General features: G+C 35.9%; 19 protein-coding genes. 13 read left to right on the plus strand and 6 right to left on the minus strand.

Annotated features, from left to right (window positions below):
- Positions 1 to 18: 18 nt before the first annotated feature.
- Together H8B04_RS00400 and H8B04_RS00405 are read right to left on the minus strand one after the other, a co-directional pair.
- The gene (locus tag H8B04_RS00400; RefSeq protein WP_165289886.1) at positions 19 to 912 is read right to left on the minus strand and encodes an NAD kinase; all 894 of its coding nucleotides are present in this window, start codon (positions 910 to 912) and stop codon (positions 19 to 21) included.
- Between the two features lie 42 nt (positions 913 to 954).
- Positions 955 to 1,614: a CBS domain-containing protein gene (locus tag H8B04_RS00405; RefSeq protein ID WP_165289887.1), complete on the minus strand. Its 660-nt coding sequence runs from the start codon at positions 1,612 to 1,614 to the stop codon at positions 955 to 957.
- 178 nt (positions 1,615 to 1,792) lie between these two features.
- On the opposite strand from H8B04_RS00405, the gene H8B04_RS00410 reads away from it, so the two are divergent.
- Both H8B04_RS00410 and H8B04_RS00415 read left to right on the plus strand, forming a co-directional pair.
- On the plus strand, positions 1,793 to 2,620 hold the full coding sequence (locus H8B04_RS00410) for a 1-acyl-sn-glycerol-3-phosphate acyltransferase (protein ID WP_165289888.1): 828 nt from the start codon (positions 1,793 to 1,795) through the stop codon (positions 2,618 to 2,620).
- Between the two features lie 4 nt (positions 2,621 to 2,624).
- The gene (locus H8B04_RS00415; protein WP_165289889.1) at positions 2,625 to 3,575 is read left to right on the plus strand and encodes a GNAT family N-acetyltransferase; all 951 of its coding nucleotides are present in this window, start codon (positions 2,625 to 2,627) and stop codon (positions 3,573 to 3,575) included.
- An 82-nt stretch (positions 3,576 to 3,657) separates the two neighbouring features.
- Here the strand turns inward: H8B04_RS00415 and H8B04_RS00420 are convergent, their stop codons facing one another.
- On the minus strand, positions 3,658 to 5,145 hold the full coding sequence (locus H8B04_RS00420; RefSeq protein ID WP_190301104.1) for an NAD(P)H-hydrate dehydratase: 1,488 nt from the start codon (positions 5,143 to 5,145) through the stop codon (positions 3,658 to 3,660).
- Positions 5,146 to 5,248: 103 nt separating this feature from the next.
- Positions 5,249 to 6,841, minus strand: coding sequence for a replicative DNA helicase (dnaB, locus tag H8B04_RS00425; protein WP_165289891.1), 1,593 nt, complete (start codon positions 6,839 to 6,841; stop codon positions 5,249 to 5,251).
- A gap of 410 nt (positions 6,842 to 7,251) precedes the next feature.
- Between dnaB and ubiE the strand changes: the two genes are divergently transcribed.
- From ubiE to H8B04_RS00450, 5 genes are read left to right on the plus strand one after another with little or no spacing between them, the layout of a single operon-like run.
- Positions 7,252 to 7,992 carry a bifunctional demethylmenaquinone methyltransferase/2-methoxy-6-polyprenyl-1,4-benzoquinol methylase UbiE gene (ubiE, locus tag H8B04_RS00430; RefSeq protein WP_165289892.1) on the plus strand — a complete coding sequence of 247 codons (741 nt, stop codon included), beginning with the start codon at positions 7,252 to 7,254 and terminating at the stop codon, positions 7,990 to 7,992.
- 53 nt (positions 7,993 to 8,045) lie between these two features.
- On the plus strand, positions 8,046 to 8,828 hold the full coding sequence (locus H8B04_RS00435) for a PorT (protein ID WP_190301105.1): 783 nt from the start codon (positions 8,046 to 8,048) through the stop codon (positions 8,826 to 8,828).
- A 2-nt stretch (positions 8,829 to 8,830) separates the two neighbouring features.
- Positions 8,831 to 9,589, plus strand: a complete 759-nt coding sequence (locus tag H8B04_RS00440; protein WP_165289894.1) for an SDR family oxidoreductase — start codon at positions 8,831 to 8,833, stop codon at positions 9,587 to 9,589.
- 7 nt (positions 9,590 to 9,596) lie between these two features.
- Entirely contained in the window at positions 9,597 to 10,046 is a 450-nt protein-coding gene (locus H8B04_RS00445) for a GatB/YqeY domain-containing protein (protein ID WP_190301106.1), read from the plus strand.
- A gap of 5 nt (positions 10,047 to 10,051) precedes the next feature.
- On the plus strand, positions 10,052 to 10,501 hold the full coding sequence (locus tag H8B04_RS00450; RefSeq protein ID WP_165289896.1) for a GNAT family N-acetyltransferase: 450 nt from the start codon (positions 10,052 to 10,054) through the stop codon (positions 10,499 to 10,501).
- A gap of 39 nt (positions 10,502 to 10,540) precedes the next feature.
- Here the strand turns inward: H8B04_RS00450 and H8B04_RS00455 are convergent, their stop codons facing one another.
- Entirely contained in the window at positions 10,541 to 12,454 is a 1,914-nt protein-coding gene (locus H8B04_RS00455) for an ABC-F family ATP-binding cassette domain-containing protein (protein ID WP_190301107.1), read from the minus strand.
- 96 nt (positions 12,455 to 12,550) lie between these two features.
- On the opposite strand from H8B04_RS00455, the gene H8B04_RS00460 reads away from it, so the two are divergent.
- The 4 genes from H8B04_RS00460 to H8B04_RS00475 all read left to right on the plus strand — a co-directional run bounded on the left by H8B04_RS00460 (position 12,551) and on the right by H8B04_RS00475 (position 16,138).
- On the plus strand, positions 12,551 to 13,573 hold the full coding sequence (locus tag H8B04_RS00460) for a quinone-dependent dihydroorotate dehydrogenase (RefSeq protein WP_190301108.1): 1,023 nt from the start codon (positions 12,551 to 12,553) through the stop codon (positions 13,571 to 13,573).
- Positions 13,574 to 13,807: 234 nt separating this feature from the next.
- Positions 13,808 to 14,671: an OmpA/MotB family protein gene (locus H8B04_RS00465; RefSeq protein ID WP_165289899.1), complete on the plus strand. Its 864-nt coding sequence runs from the start codon at positions 13,808 to 13,810 to the stop codon at positions 14,669 to 14,671.
- A 183-nt stretch (positions 14,672 to 14,854) separates the two neighbouring features.
- Positions 14,855 to 15,520, plus strand: coding sequence for a hypothetical protein (locus H8B04_RS00470; protein WP_223815176.1), 666 nt, complete (start codon positions 14,855 to 14,857; stop codon positions 15,518 to 15,520).
- Positions 15,521 to 15,529: 9 nt separating this feature from the next.
- Positions 15,530 to 16,138, plus strand: a complete 609-nt coding sequence (locus H8B04_RS00475) for a hypothetical protein (RefSeq protein ID WP_165289901.1) — start codon at positions 15,530 to 15,532, stop codon at positions 16,136 to 16,138.
- 23 nt (positions 16,139 to 16,161) lie between these two features.
- On the opposite strand, the gene H8B04_RS00480 is transcribed toward H8B04_RS00475, so the two are convergent.
- Positions 16,162 to 17,292, minus strand: a complete 1,131-nt coding sequence (locus H8B04_RS00480; protein ID WP_223815177.1) for an acyloxyacyl hydrolase — start codon at positions 17,290 to 17,292, stop codon at positions 16,162 to 16,164.
- 124 nt (positions 17,293 to 17,416) lie between these two features.
- On the opposite strand from H8B04_RS00480, the gene H8B04_RS00485 reads away from it, so the two are divergent.
- Positions 17,417 to 18,331 carry an AEC family transporter gene (locus H8B04_RS00485; protein WP_190301109.1) on the plus strand — a complete coding sequence of 305 codons (915 nt, stop codon included), beginning with the start codon at positions 17,417 to 17,419 and terminating at the stop codon, positions 18,329 to 18,331.
- A gap of 99 nt (positions 18,332 to 18,430) precedes the next feature.
- Positions 18,431 to 19,432, plus strand: coding sequence for a formylglycine-generating enzyme family protein (locus H8B04_RS00490; RefSeq protein ID WP_190301203.1), 1,002 nt, complete (start codon positions 18,431 to 18,433; stop codon positions 19,430 to 19,432).
- The last annotated feature ends 40 nt before the right edge of the window (positions 19,433 to 19,472 follow it).

Raw genomic sequence — 19,472 nt, forward strand, 5'->3', positions numbered from 1 at the left:
TAAAGTAGGAAAACTCTATTAATAGTTTCTTACATCGATTCCCCAAAGCAACTTCTCTCGTAAAGTTCCAAAATAACTGTCATTCTGCAGTCTAATCAAATTTATCTCAAATGGTGCTTTACGAATAGTAATCTCAATATCTGTGGATAGTGTTTCACTTTTTGAGTCACAACTTAAAATATATTTGTCCGTTCTGCTTTCAATTTTTAGCTTGAGCGTCATGTCAGCTGAAACCACGATAGGGCGTACATTTAAATTATGTGGTGAAATAGGGGTAATCACAAAATTACCACTTCCGGGCATAATAATTGGACCTCCACAACTCAAGGAATAGGCGGTGGAACCTGTTGGTGTTGCAATGATCAATCCATCTGCCCAATAAGAATTTAACAATTCATCATTAAGCAAAGCATTTACGGTAATCATTGAGGAAGAATCAAATCTGAAAACAGTAATATCATTCAGGGCAAAGTTATCCTGACCAAATAATTCTTTTTGATCACTTTCCACACTCAGAAGTGTTCTTTTTTGAATCGTATATTGATTTTCTAAAATTTTGCTTAAAGCAGATTCGATATTTTCTTTCGGAATATTAGCCAAAAAGCCCAAACGTCCCAAATTGATACCTGCTATCGGAATGCCAGAATCTCGAATGACCGAAACAGCCGCCAACATGGTGCCATCGCCTCCAAGACTCAACAGAAAGTCAATGTCTTTTGGAAGATCAAGATGTGTATCAAAAGTCGTAAGATTCAACGGACATTTGCTAGTATTTAATAGGAAATCATAAAATTCACGATAAATGACGACTTCAATTTTTTTACTTTCCAAATAATTGAATAGTGTCTCAATGAATGGAGTGATAGATGTATTAAATACTCTTCCAAATATGGCAATCTTTTGATGTTGCATTTTTGCAGATTTGATATTCCTTACAAAGGTGCGAAGAATTGCTTATAAATCTAAATAATTCATCAAAAGGTCGTATCTGTCTTGTATATCAGACTGTGCACCACCATCTCTAAACGTAGCTTTGACGACATAATCATTTCGCCATAACGATGCTATAACTGAAGAAATATTTGTTTTATTTACTTTGATGGTCATTTCCAATTTTGAACTATCTGGAATTTGATGAACCGCCGTGCTCAGAATGGAAGTATTTTCGGCTTCTATGATACGTGCTACATGTGAGAGCGCATTATCGCGCATACCTAATTCCAGTACAATAATGGCGCCTTCGTCATTACCCAGGGTACTATTCAAGGCAGTTAACAATCCTTGCTTGGTCAGCACACCCTGGTACTCATGGTTTTTATTCAAAATAGGAATAAAGCAATAGTCAAATGCGACCATACTTTGCAACGCGTCATAGATGTGTTGGTAGTCAAAAAGGTAAACTGATTTGAAAAGAATCTTTATAGTTTCAAGAGAAGCGTACGGATCAATTTGATCTAATAAGACATCTTCGGTGATGATACCATAAAAAATTTGATCTTCGACAACCGCCAATTGTTTCAGGTGATTGTCCATCATTTTGTTTAAGGCAAAGTCAATGCTGTCAGAAAGTAAAACTTCGTGGTAATCAGTAGATATGTGTTGTCCTATGAACATGACTATGCTTTATTAAGTTAAACTTTAATTATTGCAAATCGTTTAATAAATATTGAAAAAAAATGGAGCAAAAGCAAAATTAACGGAATAAATATTGTAATTTATATCCATATTCGAGCATTATTTTTTATTTTTACGCGTCCTGATTTGTAGAGAAAACCGTGACAGATCGTATCATATGGCTGAAGATAAGAAGAAGTTTATACAGATAAGAGAAGTAATACGTAAGAAAAGCCCAGGTTTGGCCAAATGGATTCCAAGTCCTTTAGTAAGCTATCTTGAAAGAACTATACATGAAGATGATATCAATGACATCATGTACCGTTTTAGAGATCTGAAAGGGTTAGATTTCGTAGATGCTCTGATCAATGATTTAGGAGTTGATGTGGTATTGGAAGGGGAGGAAAACATTCCGAAAGACGACAGTGTTATTTTTGCTTCAAATCATCCGCTTGGTGGATTAGATGGTATTGCATTTATGCAAGCAATAGGACGTGTACGTAAGGATGTGAAATTTTTAGTCAACGATATACTCATGAATGTGGTTAATTTAGAACCGTTGTTTGTGGGAGTTAATAAGATCGGGGGACAAAATAAAAGTGCAGTATCGGCGATTGAAGAAGCTTATGCTGCTGATCATGCTTTGTTAGTATTTCCTGCAGGACTAGTTTCCCGCAAGATCAAAGGACAAATAGTAGATTTGGAATGGAAAAAAAGTTTTATTTCCAAGTCCAAAAAATATAAAAAGGATATTATTCCAGTATATATTGAAGGAAGAAATTCCAATTTTTTTTACAACCTTTCTAATTGGAGAAATAGATTAGGCGTAAAATTTAATTTAGAAATGTTGTATTTAGTGGATGAGTTTTTTGCGCAACGCAATCAGCGTGTCACCATTCGTGTAGGGGAGCGTATTCCTTATACAACATTTGATAATTCAAGGAATGAAAAACAGTGGGCTGCAGAAGTGAAGCAGTTGGTATACGATTTGAAGACGCAGAAATAATTATATGGAAGAAATTATTGCTCCAGTTGAGAGAGAATTGATTAAGGCAGAGTTGACGAGAGAAGCTTTTTTACGTTACACTAATAACGGCAACAACGAAGTGTATTTGGTTAACTACCATACAGCGCCCAATATTATGCGTGAGATAGGTCGTTTGCGAGAGGTAACTTTTAGAGCAGCGGGAGGAGGCACAGGTCAAGCATTGGATATTGATGAAAACGATACATGTACGCATAATTATGATCAATTAATAGCATGGAATCCAGATGATGAAGAGATTATTGCGGGATATAGAACTATTCGTTGTGATCAATCTGTAGATGAGAATGGAGATATTCATTTGTCCACCTCGCATTATTTTCAGTTTTCAGAAGAATTTAATAAAGAGTATTTACCTTATACGATTGAATTAGGTCGTTCATGGGTGCAACCCAAGTATCAGCCTTCTATAGATAACCGCAAAGGTTTATTTTCATTGGATAATCTTTGGGATGGATTAGGAGCATTAGTAGTAATCAATCCTGATATTAAATATCTTTTTGGAAAGGTGACCATGTATCCACACTTTAATGCTGAAGCTCGTGACTTGCTGATGTATTTTATGGAAACATATTTCCCAGATCGTAAAAATTTGGTGAAACCATTACCACATCTTAACTTAGGCTATAAGACAGATATTTCTAAATATATCGGCTTATTCGATGGGTTGAATTATAAAGATGGTTATAAGGTCCTAAATAAACATATTCGTGAGTTAGGCGAAAATATTCCTCCTTTGATCAATACGTATATGAATCTTTCGCCAACTATGATGACCTTCGGTACGGCTTTGAATGATGAATTTGGTGAAGTCGAAGAAACGGGTATATTAATTACTTTAGAAGATATTTATGTTCCGAAAAAAGAACGTCATATCAGTACATTTGAAAGAGACAAAGTATTTGTAGAGAAATAAGACTGCAAGAATTTTATAAAGAATAGAGCCTTTTATCGATGAGATAAAAGGTTTTTTATTAAGAAAGTCACAACGACTCTCTTTATTCAACCTTTGAAATATCCAATAAAGATTTCGGTAAGTTATCGATTAATAAAGATGGGGAGACCACTTCGTAGTGCTGGGCTAATTTATCTCCTGTATAGCCATGTATAAAACAGCCTAAAATTGCAGCCTCTTGTGGATTTAAACCTCTTGCCAACAAAGCTGCTATACATCCCGTGAGTGCATCACCCATTCCGCCTTGAGCCATTGCAGGATTGCCAGTGGAGTTTATGAATACTTTGCCATTAGGTGTGCATATATAGGTGTATTGATTTTTTAAGACGATGATTATCTTTAATTTTTCTGCAGACTTTTTGGCTGTTTGTAAACGTTCATACCATGATTCGTGCTGGCCGAATAATCGGTCAAATTCATTTACATGTGGGGTTATTATTAAGGATTCATGAGGATTCTTTGGAAAATCTTCCAACTGCAAAACATTCAATGCATCAGCGTCTAAGACTAATGGGGTGTTTTGCCTTAAAAAATAATGTACTAGTTCTTTTGCTTTTTCATCCGTGCCTAAGCCTGGACCGATAGCAATAGAAGAGAATTTTTCAAGGTTTATATCTTTGAATTGATTAATGTTCTTCGTCATCAGTTCAGGAGCTAAAACATTCACGAAAGGGAAAAAATCAGAATTCGTCAATAATGTTATGAGCCCAGCTCCTGTTTTTAAGACTGCTTTCGCGCATAATAAACTTGCTCCACGCATGTGTGGACTTCCCGCACAGACCAATACATGTCCGTAGGTGCCTTTATGTGTGAACTTCTTTCGTCTAGGCAACAATGATTTTGCGGCTTCTTTATCTACCCATAAATATTCCGAAGTAATAGATTGTATATATTCTTGTGATAAACCAATATCTACAACTTCAAAATCTTCAGTAACCATTTGAGATTCGGGAAGAGTAAAGAAGAACTTTGGTCTTTGAAAGGAAATGGTTAACTGTGCTCGAATTCCATTGTAGGAATTGTAATTGAAGGAATCAACATTGCAACCTGATGGTACATCTACGGAAACAATAAAATTACTGTTTGTATTGATGTGTTTAAAAATAGACGTAAAAAATAAATCCAGTTCTCTATTAAATCCTGATCCTAAAATTGCATCTATGGCTACATCAAACGTTGGAGGTAAATCATTTAGTGCAGTACAATGTAATATAGGAACTTCTGTTTGTTTAAGTCGCTCGTAGTTGATTACAAAGTCATTAGATTCGGAATTGAATTTTTCTAATATATAGACTTTAATATTTTTAAAACCTGTTTGATGCAAAAGTCTTGCAATTGCTAAGCCATCTCCACCATTATTTCCTTTACCAACAATAATGTACACTTCTCGTTCCGGATTGCAATAGCTTATGAAAGCTTTTACAAAAGCTATGGCTGCTTTTTCCATTAAGTCGACAGATGGAATTTTTAAGTTTTCGCAAGTGTAGGCATCTGCCATTCGCATCTGTTGATTAGTAATAAGATTGAGCATATTTTTTATATGCAATTTAATAAAATTGTGAGTAAAATAATATAGCCTTTTATCGATGAGATAAAAGGCTATATTATTAAAGGATATTATTATTTAAATATTATTAAAAAGGAGCGTCGTCAGGCATATCGTTCATACGAGAAGGCATGGTGATACCACCGCCACCCATGAAATCATCAAATGAGGATGAAGGCGACATCGCTGAACCACTAAAAGGAGAATCATTACTTCCGAATGAATCACCTCCACCCATTCCACCAAAGTCTTCATCCAAATCCGTAAATTTCACATATTTACCTACGAATTTCAACGGAACAATACCTGTTTCACCATTACGGTGTTTCGCAATGATAACTTCACCTACACCTGCAGTCGAACGACCTTCTTCGTCTTCTGTCAAACCATAATATTCTGGACGGTATAAGAATAATACCATATCGGCATCCTGCTCGATAGAACCAGATTCACGTAAATCGGATAACATTGGACGTTTACTATTTCCAGGACGTGACTCTACGGCACGGCTCAATTGGGACAAGGCTAATACAGGTACGTTCAATTCTTTCGCAACAGATTTCAATGCACGCGAAATACTACCGATTTCTTGCTCACGGTTACCGCCGCCTTTTCCTTCCGATTTACCATGCATTAACTGCAAGTAATCCACAATAACCATTTGAATATCGTGTTGCGCTTTTAGACGACGGCATTTTGCACGGAACTCAAATACGTTCAACGCAGGCGTGTCATCAATAATAATTGGAGCTTCTGTCAAGCGACCAATACGCGAGTGTAACTGTTGCCATTCGTGATCGGCAAGGTTACCCTTTTTTAATTTTTCTTGTTCGATTTCGGTTTCACCTGCAATAAGACGATTAACTAACTGAACCGATGACATCTCCAAAGAAAATACAACGACAGGTCTCTGGTGGTCTACTGCTGCATTACGCGCTACCGACAGTACAAAGGCCGTTTTACCCATCGCAGGACGAGCCGCGATAATAACTAAATCGGATGGTTGCCATCCAGAAGTCATTCTATCCAATGCGGTCAATCCAGAAGGAATCCCTGTAAGACCGTCCGTACGATCACGTAATAATTCAAGGTTGTTGATCGCTTCACGCATAATGTCATCCATTTTACGTGAGTCTCTTCTTAAGTTGTTTTGAGCAATATCAAATAGACTTTTCTCCGCTTGATCTAATAAATCAAAAATATCAGATGTCTCATCATAAGAGGAATTGATAATTTCTGTTGAAACTTTAATTAACTCACGTTGAATATATTTTTGCGAGATGATACGTGCGTGGTATTCAATATTAGCTGCAGAAACAACTCTATCTGTTAATTGCGTAATATAATAAGCGCCACCCACCATTTCCAATGCACCCATTTTGCGCAATTCGGCAGTGACCGTCAAAATATCTATAGGAGAAGTTTTTTGAAACAAAGAAAAAATTGCTTCAAAAATCTTTTGATGTGCTTCTTTATAAAATGAATCTGGCTTCAAAATATCAATGACTTCACTCAGTGCATTTTTCTCCAACATCAATGCGCCAAGTACTGCCTCTTCCAAGTCTACAGCTTGAGGAGGTAGCTTACCTAAACCACTAATCATGTTATTCAGACTAGTACGTTTTTTATTGACATTAGCTCTGTTAAAGTTTGTGTTTTGACCCGAAAATTCTTGCTCCATTATCCCGTTGATTATTTCTGTTTTTCAATAGATTCACTCTTGTGTTATACCAGTAAATCATCGTATAACAAAAGTAGTAAAAATACTTTCCATAGCGATTTTTAATTGTTCACATTCCTTTGTGAAGTAATTTTTGTAAATGCATTTTGTTCTATTTTATAACGGTTTATTATTAACATCTATTGTGGAATATGTGTGGACTGGGTTGTTAATATATTGTAAAACAATCCTTTAAAAATATGTGGAAAACTCTCTGCTGTGTTAATAACCTGAAATTGGTTGTTGTATCAATTGCTTGATTATACCAAGGTAAGTTAGTTTTTCATTATCAGTACTTTAAGAAAATTTCGTGTCGTAAAGAGCAATTTTTTCTTTTTTATAGTACATAAAATATATACTATCTTTGTCGTATGTCAAATGAAGCTTCTACACTAAAACCATATAAGTCGAAAGACGGAGGAAAAAAAGAACAAGTCGCAGATATGTTTAACAATATCTCGAAGAAATACGATCTTTTGAATCGTCTTATGACGATGCGTATTGATGTTATATGGCGTAAAAAAGCAATCAAATTACTTCAGGCTATTCAGCCACAAACCATCCTTGATGTAGCGACAGGAACAGGTGATTTTGCAATTGAGTCAATTAAGATTTTGGGACCAAAGAAAATTATTGGGGTCGATATCTCGCAAGGAATGTTGGAAGTTGCTAAAGAAAAGATTGTAAAGAAAGGGCTTCAAGAAGTATTTGAAGTGCAATTAGGTGATTCTGAAAATCTTCAATTTGCGGATAATTCATTTGATGCGGTAACCGTTGCCTTTGGGGTTCGTAATTTTGAAGATTTGGAAAAAGGCCTTTCTGAAATTCATCGCGTCTTGAAGCCAGGAGGTAAAGCTATTATTTTGGAATTGTCGAATCCAACGGCTTTTCCAATCAAACAGTTCTATAACTTTTATTTCCACAAAATTGTACCTGCATACGGTAAATTGATCTCTAAAGATTCAAGTGCGTACTCGTATTTGCCGGAGTCTGTGGCGAAATTTCCGGATGGACAGCGTTTCGCAAAAATTACGGATAAAGTTGGGTTTGCTTCTACTCATGTAAGACCCCAAACTTTTGGATTCTGTACGATTTACGAAGCTTCAAAATGATCAAATATGGCTTTACTATAATTATATCTTTTCTGCTAACAATTTCCACATCGTTGGCACAGAGTTTTGTGAGTTTCCCATTTAGCGGTTATGATGAAGATGCCGTAATTCAGATTGGGTTTCAGTATAATTATATAAATCAAAACTATCAATTGAAATTAAAGGATAATTGGAAGCAATTATTTGACAATTTCGATGATGATCCGCAGGATATTACTTATCTGGGAGGAATAAAATCTGTTAATAGCAAACGTTCACATGGATTTGCTATAGGTATTCCTATGGATTTCAGATGGAGTGAGAGACTTTCGATAAATTTCTCGCCTTCATTTAATATTCTTAATTCTCACAGCATTGACTACACGCCTTTAGATGTGGAGAAAGCTATTATTTCTCGTAAATCCAAACATATATTACAGGACTTAAGAGGGGATAATTTTACTTCGTTCGAATTTCCTATTGGACTGAATTATCGTTCGGAAGAAAAAAGATTTTTTAATTCCGATTCCAAATATCGAGCCTATATGTTGGGTGGAGTTCGACTTACAAGATGGACGGGGCTTTTAAATCAGTATTCTGACCTTATTGTTGAGAAAAGAAACAAAAGACCAATATCCGATGCTATTATCCTTAGACCTGAATATATGTCTTGGGAAGCAGGGTTGGGGTTTAATTTTTATTTATCTTACTTTAAGGTTTCACCAGAAGTGAGATTCAGTCAAAGTCTCAATAATGTATTGAGTACAAATCATATTTTATCTGCGGAAAACAAATTTATGGCTCCAATAGATCGAGGATTAATTCGCAATATCTATTTTAGCCTCATATTTCAATAAAAATGAGAACAGTTTTTATTACAGGTGCTAGTTCGGGAATAGGCGCTGCTTGTGCTAAGGTATTAGCAAAAGAAGGAAATTATAGGTTGCTTCTATGTGCGCGTCGCGAAGATAGGTTGGCGCAATTGAAAGAAGAATTGCAACAATCTGTCGAGGTTGAAGTACATACTTTTGTGTTGGATGTGCGCAATAAGGAAGAAGTATTTACAGCTATAGATACTCTACCCCAAGAATGGAAAAATATTGATGTATTAATCAATAATGCTGGTCTTAGTCAGGGATTGGATCCTATTCAAGATGGTGATACAGATGATTGGGATCGTATGATTGATACGAATGTTAAAGGTTTGTTATATGTCACAAAAGCTGTTACGCCTTTGCTGAAACAAAGCTCCAATGCACATATCATTAATTTGGGCTCAATCGCGGGTAAGGAAGTTTATCCAAACGGTAATGTGTATTGTGCCACAAAACATGCTGTGGATGCATTAAATAAAGGGATGCGTATCGATTTGTTGCCTTTTGGTATTAAAGTGACAGCGATAAATCCAGGTATGGTTGAAACCGAATTTTCGGAAGTAAGATTTCATGGAGATAAGGAACGTGCAAAATCGGTGTATAATGGTTTGATACCATTGAGTGGTGAAGATATTGCGGAGACAATTGCTTTTGTATTGTCTCGTCCTGAACATGTGAATATTAATGATTTGCTGATTATGCCTACGGCGCAAGCAAATGGAACTATTGTAAACAGAAAATAATTGTATTATGTCATTAGAATTAAAAATTAATCAAGATATCAAAGCGGCAATGATCGCTAAAGATGCTGTGCGTTTGAGAGGATTACGTGCGGTGAAAGCTGCTATTTTGTTAGCAAAAACCGAGAAAGCTGGAGTTGAGGAATTGACAGAAGATGCTGAAATAAAAGTGTTACAAAAATTAGTAAAACAACGCAAAGAATCTGGTGAAATCTATAAAGCACAAGGTCGTGAGGATTTATTTCAAACAGAATTTGAAGAGCAACAAGTAATCGAAGAATATCTTCCGAAACAATTATCTCGTGAAGAAATCGAGTTAGTGGTGAAAAATATCATTGCTGAAACTGGTGCTGCTGGCATGAAAGATATGGGTAAAGTGATGGGTGCTGCAAATGCACAATTAGCTGGTAAAGCAGACGGTAAGACGATCTCTGAAATCGTAAAATCAAGCTTAGCATAACCTTCATGAGCACCACTTGGATAGTTCGAGAATTTGCTGACTTGACAAGTCTTGAGTTGTATAAGATTTTACAACTTCGCATCAATGTGTTCATGCTAGAACAAGAATGTTTGTATCCTGAATGTGATAACAAAGATTTGAAAGGTAAACACTTGATGGGGATAATTAATGATGAGGTAGTAGCTTATGCGCGATTGCTTCCGCCAAATGTATCTTATACGGATGCATCAATTGGTCGGGTAGTCGTTAACCCCAATGCTCGCCATTTGAAATTAGGAACAGAACTTATGCGACAAGCTATTTCAGCAATGCGTAAGTATTTTCCATATGAAGCTATCCGAATTAGTGCACAAGCGCATTTACAAGCTTTCTATGAAAATGTAGGTTTTGTACGGGTAAGTGAAGAACCTTATTTAGAGGATAATATTCCCCATGTAGAAATGGTGTTAGCATAAAAAGGAAGGCTTTACAAATTTGTAAAGCCTTCCTTTTTATTATCCCTCTAATTCCATTATTTCTTCTGCTAATGTTTCCCAATTTTGTTGCAATTGGTCATATTCAGCTTTCGCAGAATTATAATTTCGAGTTGCTTCTTGCAATTTGATGGCATCCGAGTAAACTTCCTCTAAAGCTAAATGTGCTTCTAATTGTTTTACTTCCGATTCTTTTGTAGCAATCTGCTCCTCTAATTGTGCTAACTCTTTATTTTTCTTCAATAATATTCTTTTTGTATCATCCGAAGGCGCTTGCTTTTGTTTTTTCGGCTTTTCTTTGACTACCTTTTTATCTTCTTTAGGTTCTGCTTTTATGACACGTTTGGCATTCCATTCTTCGTATTCCTGATAAGTACCTGGGTATTCTTTGATTTCTTTGTTTTCGATAAACCAAATTTTATTAGCTACATTATCCAAGAAATAACGGTCATGGGATACGACGATGAAAGTTCCTTCGTATTGTTGCAACGCTTGAATCAAAATATTTACCGAAGCCATATCCAAGTGGTTGGTCGGCTCATCGAGTACCAAGAAGTTGGCATCCGCAGTCAAGGCTTTTGCTAAGGCAACACGTGATTTTTCACCTCCCGAAAGGACTTTGATTTTTTTGAAAGCATCATCGCCTGTGAATAAGAAACAGCCTAAAATAGAACGCAATTCCGTTTCGGTATGTTTTGGCGCGAATGCTTGCATTTCTGCAATAATGGAATTTTCCAAGTGCAAAGCCTCCAATTGATGCTGTGCAAAGAAAGTTTGCGAGACGTTATGTCCTTTTATAGCTTTACCTTCGAAATTTTGGTCTGCATCCGCTACTATACGCAACAGGGTAGACTTACCTTTACCATTGGCACCGATTAAGGCAATTTTATCGCCCTTTTCAATTAATGCGCTCGTATTGCGAAGAATTTCCAAATTCGGGTACGACTTCGAAATATTTTCCAAAGTCACCACATGACGACCCGAAGGTTTAGAAAACTTAAAGCTGAAGTTTACTTCTGGATTGTCATCATCAACATCGTCCACACGCTCCATACGTTCCAAAGCCTTGATACGAGACTGAGCCATTTTAGCTTTTGAAGCTTTGGCACGGAAACGTTCAATTAACTTTTCTTCCTGCTTGATTTTAGCCTGCTGATTTTTGAATTGTCCCGCTTGGATTTCATTACGCATAGCTTTTTCTTCTAAATAGAAGCTATAATTACCTGCATACAATGTCAATTTACCTTTGCGGGATTCTACAGTTTTTTTGATAATTCTATCTAAGAAATATCTATCGTGCGACACAATGACAATGGCACCTTCAAATGCTTGTAAGTAATTTTCCAACCATTTGATGGAAGGTAAGTCCATGTGGTTGGTCGGCTCATCCAATAGTAAGATATCAGGCGCTTGCAATAGAATTCGTGCCAACATCACACGCATACGCCAACCTCCAGAGAACGTCGCAAGCGGTCTTTTTTGTTCTTCTTCCGAAAAACCAAGACCCGCTAGGATTTCATGCGCACGGAATTCGATGTTGTATCCATCCAAAGCTTCAAACTCCATTTGTTTGTCGCTTAGTTTGTTTAGGATATCATCCGAATAATCCGTTTCTAATTTCTTAAGTAGATTTTCTATTTCTGTATGCAGCTGATTTTGGCGCTCGAAAGCCTCCATAGCTACATGTAAAATGCTTTTTTCCGAATGGTAAGACAATAAATCTTGGTTCAAATAACCAATTTTCAAGTCTTTGGCCATTGAAATGGTACCTGAGGTAGGTGTGTACTGTCCGACGATTAAACGCAATAAAGTGGATTTACCCGCACCGTTAGCACCGATTAAACCTACTTTGTCTCCCGGCTTGATGTGCCAGTTTGCTTCGTCGTACAAGGCTCTTGAGCCAATTTCAAATGTTAAGTTATTTATTGATATCATTTCGAATGCAAAAGTAGTGAATATTTCTGCTTCTTTTCTACCTTTGTAGCTACGCAAAAAGGATTATCATTTTTGGAATAAAGATTCATATTTATAATGTACAAACTAGTAAAACCAATTTTCTTCTCGATGCAGCCAGAACAGGCACATCACACCGTTACGAATGGATTACGCAACTTCACGAAAGTGTGGGGAGCAAAGTCGCTATTAAAGTCGATTTACACGGTAGAAGACCCTCGTTTGGAAAGAGAAGTGTTTGGTTTGAAATTCAAAAATCCTGTAGGATTGGCAGCTGGTTTTGACAAAAATGCTGAGTACATTGAAGATATGGCAAATTTTGGTTTCGGATTTATCGAAATCGGAACAGTGACTCCAAAACCTCAACCAGGAAATGATAAACCACGTATGTTTCGTTTGGTAAATGATGAAGCGCTAATCAACCGTATGGGTTTCAACAATCAAGGTGCGGATGTAGCAGCAGGTCGTTTGAAACATCTTAAAAAGCGTAATGGTGTCATTATCGGTGGAAATATTGGTAAAAATAAAGTGACGCCAAATGAAGAAGCTGTTAATGATTATATCTACTGTTTTCATGCATTATATGAGTATGTAGATTATTTCGTGGTGAATGTAAGTTCGCCGAATACACCGGGATTACGTGATTTGCAAGAGAAAGGTCCGTTGATGCATATCTTAAATACTTTACAAGGTTTGAATGCTGAAAAGCCTCTAGCAAAACCAATCTTATTGAAGATAGCACCAGATTTGACAGATTCGCAATTGGATGATATTGTTGAAATTGTAACGGAAACAAAAATTGCTGGATTAATCGCTACGAATACGACGATTTCGAGAGAAGGATTACAATCTGATCCGAACTTAGTGAAAGAAACTGGAGGAGTGAGTGGAAAACCATTGACCAAACGTTCGACAGAGGTGATCAAATATATTCATACTAAATCTAATGGCGCATTTCCAATTATTGGGGTAGGTGGTATTCATTCGGCTGAAGATGCCATAGAGAAATTGAATGCTGGGGCGTCTTTAGTGCAAGTATATACCGGTTTTATTTACGAAGGCCCAGCATTAGTAAGTAATATCTGTAAAGGATTATTGTAAAAGAAATAACGTTTTAGCAAAATATTGTTAAAATTTGTTAATAAGAAACTAACAGGATCAATTTTGGCATAAGTATTGAATAAGTTTTAGTAATTCATAATTTAGGTTAATAATTGGTTAGTTAAGAATCCTTCAATCTCCCCGGTTGAAGGATTTTTTTAATATAATTTAACAATAAAACATTGTAATTAGGTATTATAATTGCTAATTTTCATCAAAACAAAAAAACAGATTATGGTTACAATAAAAAGAATCCTTCCTCTAACAATATTGCTTGGCGGATTGATGATGACAGGATGTGTCAGCAATAAAAAATACGCTGCCTTAGACAGTCAATACAAAGACTTAGGTCAACTGTATCAAAAAACACAGTTGGAATTAACAGAAAGCCGTGCGAAGGTCAAAAGCTTAGAAGATCAACTAGAGTACGAACGTAAAAATAATGCTGCTTTGAAAGAAGCGTATGCTAAATTACAAGGCACATTGGACCAGAGTATAGCGCAAAACTCTCAAGGAAATGTTAACATTTCAAAGTTGGTGGACGAAATCAATGCTTCGAACAAATACATCCAACACTTAGTGAACACTAAAAATAAGTCAGACTCCTTAAACATGGTGTTGACTAACAATTTGACACGTTCATTGAGCCGCGAAGAATTGAAAGATGTGGATGTACAAGTATTAAAAGGTGTAGTTTACATTTCATTGTCGGATAACATGCTTTATAAATCAGGTAGTTATGAAATCTCGGATAAAGCAGGAGAAACATTAAGTAAAATCGCGAAGATTATTCAAGATTACAAAGATTACGAGGTGTTGATTGAAGGTAATACCGATTCGGATCCAATTTCTAAACCGAATATTCGCAACAACTGGGACTTATCAGCTTTGCGTGCTTCGTCGGTAGTACAGGCTTTACAAAATACATATGGTGTAGATCCTAAGCGATTAACAGCTGGAGGTCGTGGTGAATATAATCCTATTGCTGATAATTCTACTACAGCTGGTAAAGCAAGAAATAGACGTACGCAAATCATTATTACGCCTAAGTTGGATCAATTTATGGAGTTAATTGATCAAGCTCCTGAGACAGAATAAATCATTCGGATAAGAGATTTTCGTTAAAAAGTATAAAATTAAGTCCTTGGTTCATTACCAAGGACTTTTTCTTGTAATTTGGCATGATTGTTCGTGTCAAAGAGTATGTCAAAAATCATTACTAATCATTATTTATTTATACTGTTTTGTGCAGTATTTTTGTCAAGCTGTAGTTCAATATATATGCCTAACGTTCCAGCGACACCGATGTTTAAAAATGCTGGTGAAGTCTATGTTGCAGGACATTTTAATGCGAAAGGAAATATTTCGGCTACTGCTGGTGCGGCTCTTAGTGAGCATATAGCAGTTATTGCAAATGGTTCTTCTGTCAACACTGGCGCAAGTAATAACGATTATTTTCGTCAGCAATTAGTAGAAGGAGGAATTGGCTACTTTACAGCTATAGGAAAAGAAAAAAGACAGGTGTTGGAAATCTATGGAGGCTATGGTATAGGAAATACAAAGGATTTCAAGCAGCGTGCTTCTATCTACGGTTATGAGTTGGTGGAGTCGCGAGAAATGAATTTTGATAAAATATTTTTACAGCTAAACTATTCATCTACACGCAAAAAGAAAATAAATATTTTTGGTGACAAAAAAGAATTAAACTATGGTACCGCAATTCGTCTAAGTAGAGTAGGGATGAAAGAATTTTGGTTGAATGGAGCAACTTCTCCAACAGAAGAAAATTTCTTTATTGAACCTTTGTTTTATACCCGTATGCAATTGGTTAATGGTTTGCAACTACAATATACCAATGGCTTTAATATAGGATTAAACAACAATGAGTATTTGAAAGCGGGTAATTCTGTATTTACGTTAGGATTAGTTTACACATTTGGAAAATAAAATTTACATATGAAAAAAATAGGTTTATTAGTTATAGTAGCAACCGTCTTCATATTGAGCGGTTGTGCATTGAATCAAAAGGCGCAAATAGCTGCTTTAGGGAAATTCAATTATGATGTTACATCGGTAAATAATATGCGAATCGCTGGAAGAGATATCAATTCATTTGAAACAAATGGTGGCGTATCATTAAGTAGTCTTCCAGGAATTGCGATGGCGTTGTTGACTAAGGATTTACCTTTGGAGGCCACTGTTAATCTTCAAATGACTAATCCAACTTCAACAGTTACCAAGATTAATGAATTTAAATATTTAATCGAAATGGGCGGAAAGCCTTTGTTTGAAGGATCGGTAAATGAAAATATTAATTTGGCTCAGGGTCAAAGCATGGTTGTTCCTTTGAGTTTCAGAGCGAATTTGTTTGGAGTAGCTAAAGAAAAGGGTATTGAAAAAGTGTTAAGTGATATTTTTACACGTAACAGCGATGCTTTCTTAGCTTTGAAAATAAAACCGTCTGTGAAAATTGGTGGCAAAAATTACTTCTATCCAGGATATATTACTGTAGATAAAGATTTTGGAAGATCCATTTCTAAAGCGGTAGGAAGAAGCTTAAATTAAAATATGCGGACAATGGGATATTATCAATTAAAGGTATATCCCGTTGTCCATTCTATATAATCTGCTTTTCCTTTGTGTGCTTTGATGGAAACCCCTGCGTTGAGATTTTTGTACACATAATATCTAAAGCCTGCTCTTAAAAATATCTTTTGTATTTCACCATTGAAATCTTGGTTATGAATGTAATAGCCAATATTTCCGTTTAGAAGTAAGTCCTGATTTAAAACGTGCGCTACATAAAAGCTTGGACCTCCTGAGAGATATGAGCTCAACTTTCCCGACTTCTCTTCCGCAATTTCTTCACTATTTCCCGAAGCCGAATAAAATACTTCTCCTCCCAACCCCAATCTCCATTTGTGTGAAATATGCTTGCTGACATACGAACTCAATGTTGATTTGAAAAATCTTTTGTCCAGGTCCCGTTGCACTTGTTTCCAACCAGCTCCTATGTTTACGTGGTAATATAGTTTATCCGTATACGCTTGTATGGTGGAACTGTCTTTCATAGAATTTATAACATGAGGATAATATGTCACTGAAGCAGTCAACGGTACAAGGTTTACACCTTTATTTGGCAATTGCAAGGCTCCATTGGAGAAATGATGAAATGCTAGTCCCAATCCTGCCGTGATTTTTGAGCTAATTTTATATTGGCTACGAATACCGAAATCGATGAAAACATTATTTTTTGTTCCAATTGCCAGATTAAGCGGATTCTCATTCTCGTGATAAGGTTTGAAATTTCCGGAAAGCCCGAGTCCTATACGGTAATCAAACAACCATTTTTCATTGTCTATATTCCCGAAAGGAGTTTGTACAAAACCATAGACTGCATAAGGACTTCCAACTACTTTGTTGTGAAAAGTACTACTATATAAACCTATGCCATAGATAGGATTATTATATAATTTAAAATATTGATCTTGTGATTTGTGAATTTTCCAGCCTACTTTTACATTCACACCATTATAATAAGCGTCCTGAAAAGTTTTTTCCTTTACTTCACCAAAAGCTAATATCCCACCATTTTCAACTTCAGCTTCGATAACTAAAGAAGTTAAATTTTTAGTCTTAATACTATCTTGAATGACTATTGCAAGAGATTTTTCCGAATATAAAATAATAGTAAAAATTAGTAAAAAAATGTGTTTCAAAACGTAGATCTGAGTTATTAATGCTTTATTTTTGTGCAAAAATAGAGAAAATACTTTTTTACAGAGTTTAATATTTATAATATCTAAGTCAATTCTAATGACTTAGATTCTAAACCATTTGCTGATGTCTAATTTTATAGTAATCTTTTTGTGTTTGCTGTTTGGCTATCTTTTTAGATATTTTAAACTGACCAAAAAAGGAGGGCATTTAGCAATTAATACATGGGTGATTTATGTGGGGTTGCCATCTATTGCACTTAAGTATATCCCTCAAATTAACTGGAGTTTTAATTATGTATATACGGCAGCTTTACCTTTTGCAGGCTTTGGTTTATCGTATGTTTTCTTTCGGTTTCTAAACCGTTGGACGAAATTTTCCAAAAGAACATTATATACTTTGATCATCGTTGCAGGGTTGTCCAATACTTCTTTTATAGGATTTCCTTTAGTAAGCACTTATTACGGTGAAGAGTTTTTGAAAGTTGCAATTGTCAGTGATCAGGTTACCTTTTTTACGTTATCACTTTTCGGAGTATTATTAGCAGCAAGCTGCAAAGATATTTTTGCTTCGGATAAGGAAAAATACGAGTATATATTCAAGCGTATCCTTACTTTTCCACCTTTGATAGCCTGCTTTTTAGCGTTGATATTTCATTCATATTTGGAAAATGAAACCTTAAATAGTGTATTTTCATCATTTGCAGCAACAGTCAGTCCAATGGCCTTGTTTTCGATTGGTATGCAATTGAATTTCAAACGTATTTCGCATGAGCTGAATGCGCTTTACGCAGGTGTGGTTATGAAATTGTTAATAATACCCATTTTCGCTATAGGAACTTTTTATGCAATGGGTTTACATGGTGATTTTTTTAGAGTGTCTGTTTTTGAGATGACTATGCCATGCTTGGTGGCTTCTAGTATCGTTGTTGAAAAATTTGGTCTTAACGTAAAATTTGCAAATACCCTTATTGGTATAAGTATCATAATTGGCATATTTCTCTCATTTGTATGGTATAGTGTAATTAATACACTACTGTAATCTAATTGTTACTGTTGTTATTACTTTATTAAGTTATAATTCGCTTATCTTAGAATTTGATAACTGTTATAACATTTAAATAAAATATTAATAATTGTGATGCACAAAGCAATTTGTTCATTTCTACTTTTGGGAAGTATATATTCTGCCGATGCGCAAATAAAAAAGTCAGAAACGAAGAATCAAAATAAGCCATCTCACGAGAGATATGTTCAACAAATAAAAGGTACTACCCTTTCGTTTTCTATGGAAGCAATTCCTGCAGGTGTGTACACACGAGGTGATGATAAATCTGCCAAAGCAGATGAAAAACCAGCTCATCAAGTTGAAATCGATGCTTTCTGGATGGGAACACACGAAGTGACCTGGGATATTTTTCAATCTTTCCTATACAAAGACTACGAACAATCCAAGCAAAATGACGGTAAGGTACCAGCTGATGTAGATGCGGTAACACGGCCTACGAAACCTTATTTGGATATGACTTTTGGTTTTGGTAAAGAAGGGTTTCCTGCATTAGCGATGACGCATTACAATGCAATTCAGTTTTGTAAATGGCTGTACGTGCGTACAGGTGTATTTTATAGATTGCCAACAGAAGCGGAATGGGAATATGCTTGCCGCGCAGGTTCTACGGATGCTTATTTCTTTGGCAACGATGCAGGTAAATTGGATGATTATGCTTGGTTCGAAAACAATAGCGACCAGAAAACACATCCTGTAGGACAAAAGAAACCTAATCCATTTGGCTTGTATGATATTATTGGGAATGTGGCTGAATGGACATACGATCAATATCATGCTGATACTTATAAACAATTTGCTGGTAAAAAGGCAAAAAATCCAGTGGTAGTACCGACTGAATTGTATCCACATGTAGTACGAGGTGGGTCGTTCAGTAGCCCTGCTAATGAATTGCGTTCAGCAGCAAGAGGTGTCTCTGATCCAATATGGAAACAATTAGATCCACAAATGCCAAAATCGAATTGGTGGTTTCCAGAAGCACCATTCGTGGGGTTGCGTCTAGTACGTCCAGTAAACCCACCGACACACGAAGAAATTATGGCTTATTATGATCAAGCTCCAATAGAAGATTTTTAAACCTAGTATATATTTTACAACATTACCAATGATAAACAAC

This window comes from Sphingobacterium litopenaei, from assembly GCF_014692495.1.
Classification (GTDB): Bacteria; Bacteroidota; Bacteroidia; order Sphingobacteriales; family Sphingobacteriaceae; genus Sphingobacterium; species Sphingobacterium litopenaei.

Coding starts and splice junctions, on each gene's coding strand:
- H8B04_RS00490 (WP_190301203.1), top strand. CDS start 18,431: ATGCACAAAGCAATTTGTTCATTTCTACTTTTGGGAAGTATATATTCT.
- H8B04_RS00400 (WP_165289886.1), bottom strand. CDS start 912: ATGCAACATCAAAAGATTGCCATATTTGGAAGAGTATTTAATACATCT.
- H8B04_RS00420 (WP_190301104.1), bottom strand. CDS start 5,145: ATGCTCAATCTTATTACTAATCAACAGATGCGAATGGCAGATGCCTAC.
- H8B04_RS00405 (WP_165289887.1), bottom strand. CDS start 1,614: ATGTTCATAGGACAACACATATCTACTGATTACCACGAAGTTTTACTT.
- H8B04_RS00475 (WP_165289901.1), top strand. CDS start 15,530: ATGAAAAAAATAGGTTTATTAGTTATAGTAGCAACCGTCTTCATATTG.
- H8B04_RS00470 (WP_223815176.1), top strand. CDS start 14,855: ATGCCTAACGTTCCAGCGACACCGATGTTTAAAAATGCTGGTGAAGTC.
- H8B04_RS00450 (WP_165289896.1), top strand. CDS start 10,052: ATGAGCACCACTTGGATAGTTCGAGAATTTGCTGACTTGACAAGTCTT.
- ubiE (WP_165289892.1), top strand. CDS start 7,252: ATGTCAAATGAAGCTTCTACACTAAAACCATATAAGTCGAAAGACGGA.
- dnaB (WP_165289891.1), bottom strand. CDS start 6,841: ATGGAGCAAGAATTTTCGGGTCAAAACACAAACTTTAACAGAGCTAAT.
- H8B04_RS00465 (WP_165289899.1), top strand. CDS start 13,808: ATGGTTACAATAAAAAGAATCCTTCCTCTAACAATATTGCTTGGCGGA.
- H8B04_RS00445 (WP_190301106.1), top strand. CDS start 9,597: ATGTCATTAGAATTAAAAATTAATCAAGATATCAAAGCGGCAATGATC.
- H8B04_RS00410 (WP_165289888.1), top strand. CDS start 1,793: ATGGCTGAAGATAAGAAGAAGTTTATACAGATAAGAGAAGTAATACGT.
- H8B04_RS00460 (WP_190301108.1), top strand. CDS start 12,551: ATGTACAAACTAGTAAAACCAATTTTCTTCTCGATGCAGCCAGAACAG.
- H8B04_RS00455 (WP_190301107.1), bottom strand. CDS start 12,454: ATGATATCAATAAATAACTTAACATTTGAAATTGGCTCAAGAGCCTTG.
- H8B04_RS00440 (WP_165289894.1), top strand. CDS start 8,831: ATGAGAACAGTTTTTATTACAGGTGCTAGTTCGGGAATAGGCGCTGCT.
- H8B04_RS00485 (WP_190301109.1), top strand. CDS start 17,417: ATGTCTAATTTTATAGTAATCTTTTTGTGTTTGCTGTTTGGCTATCTT.
- H8B04_RS00415 (WP_165289889.1), top strand. CDS start 2,625: ATGGAAGAAATTATTGCTCCAGTTGAGAGAGAATTGATTAAGGCAGAG.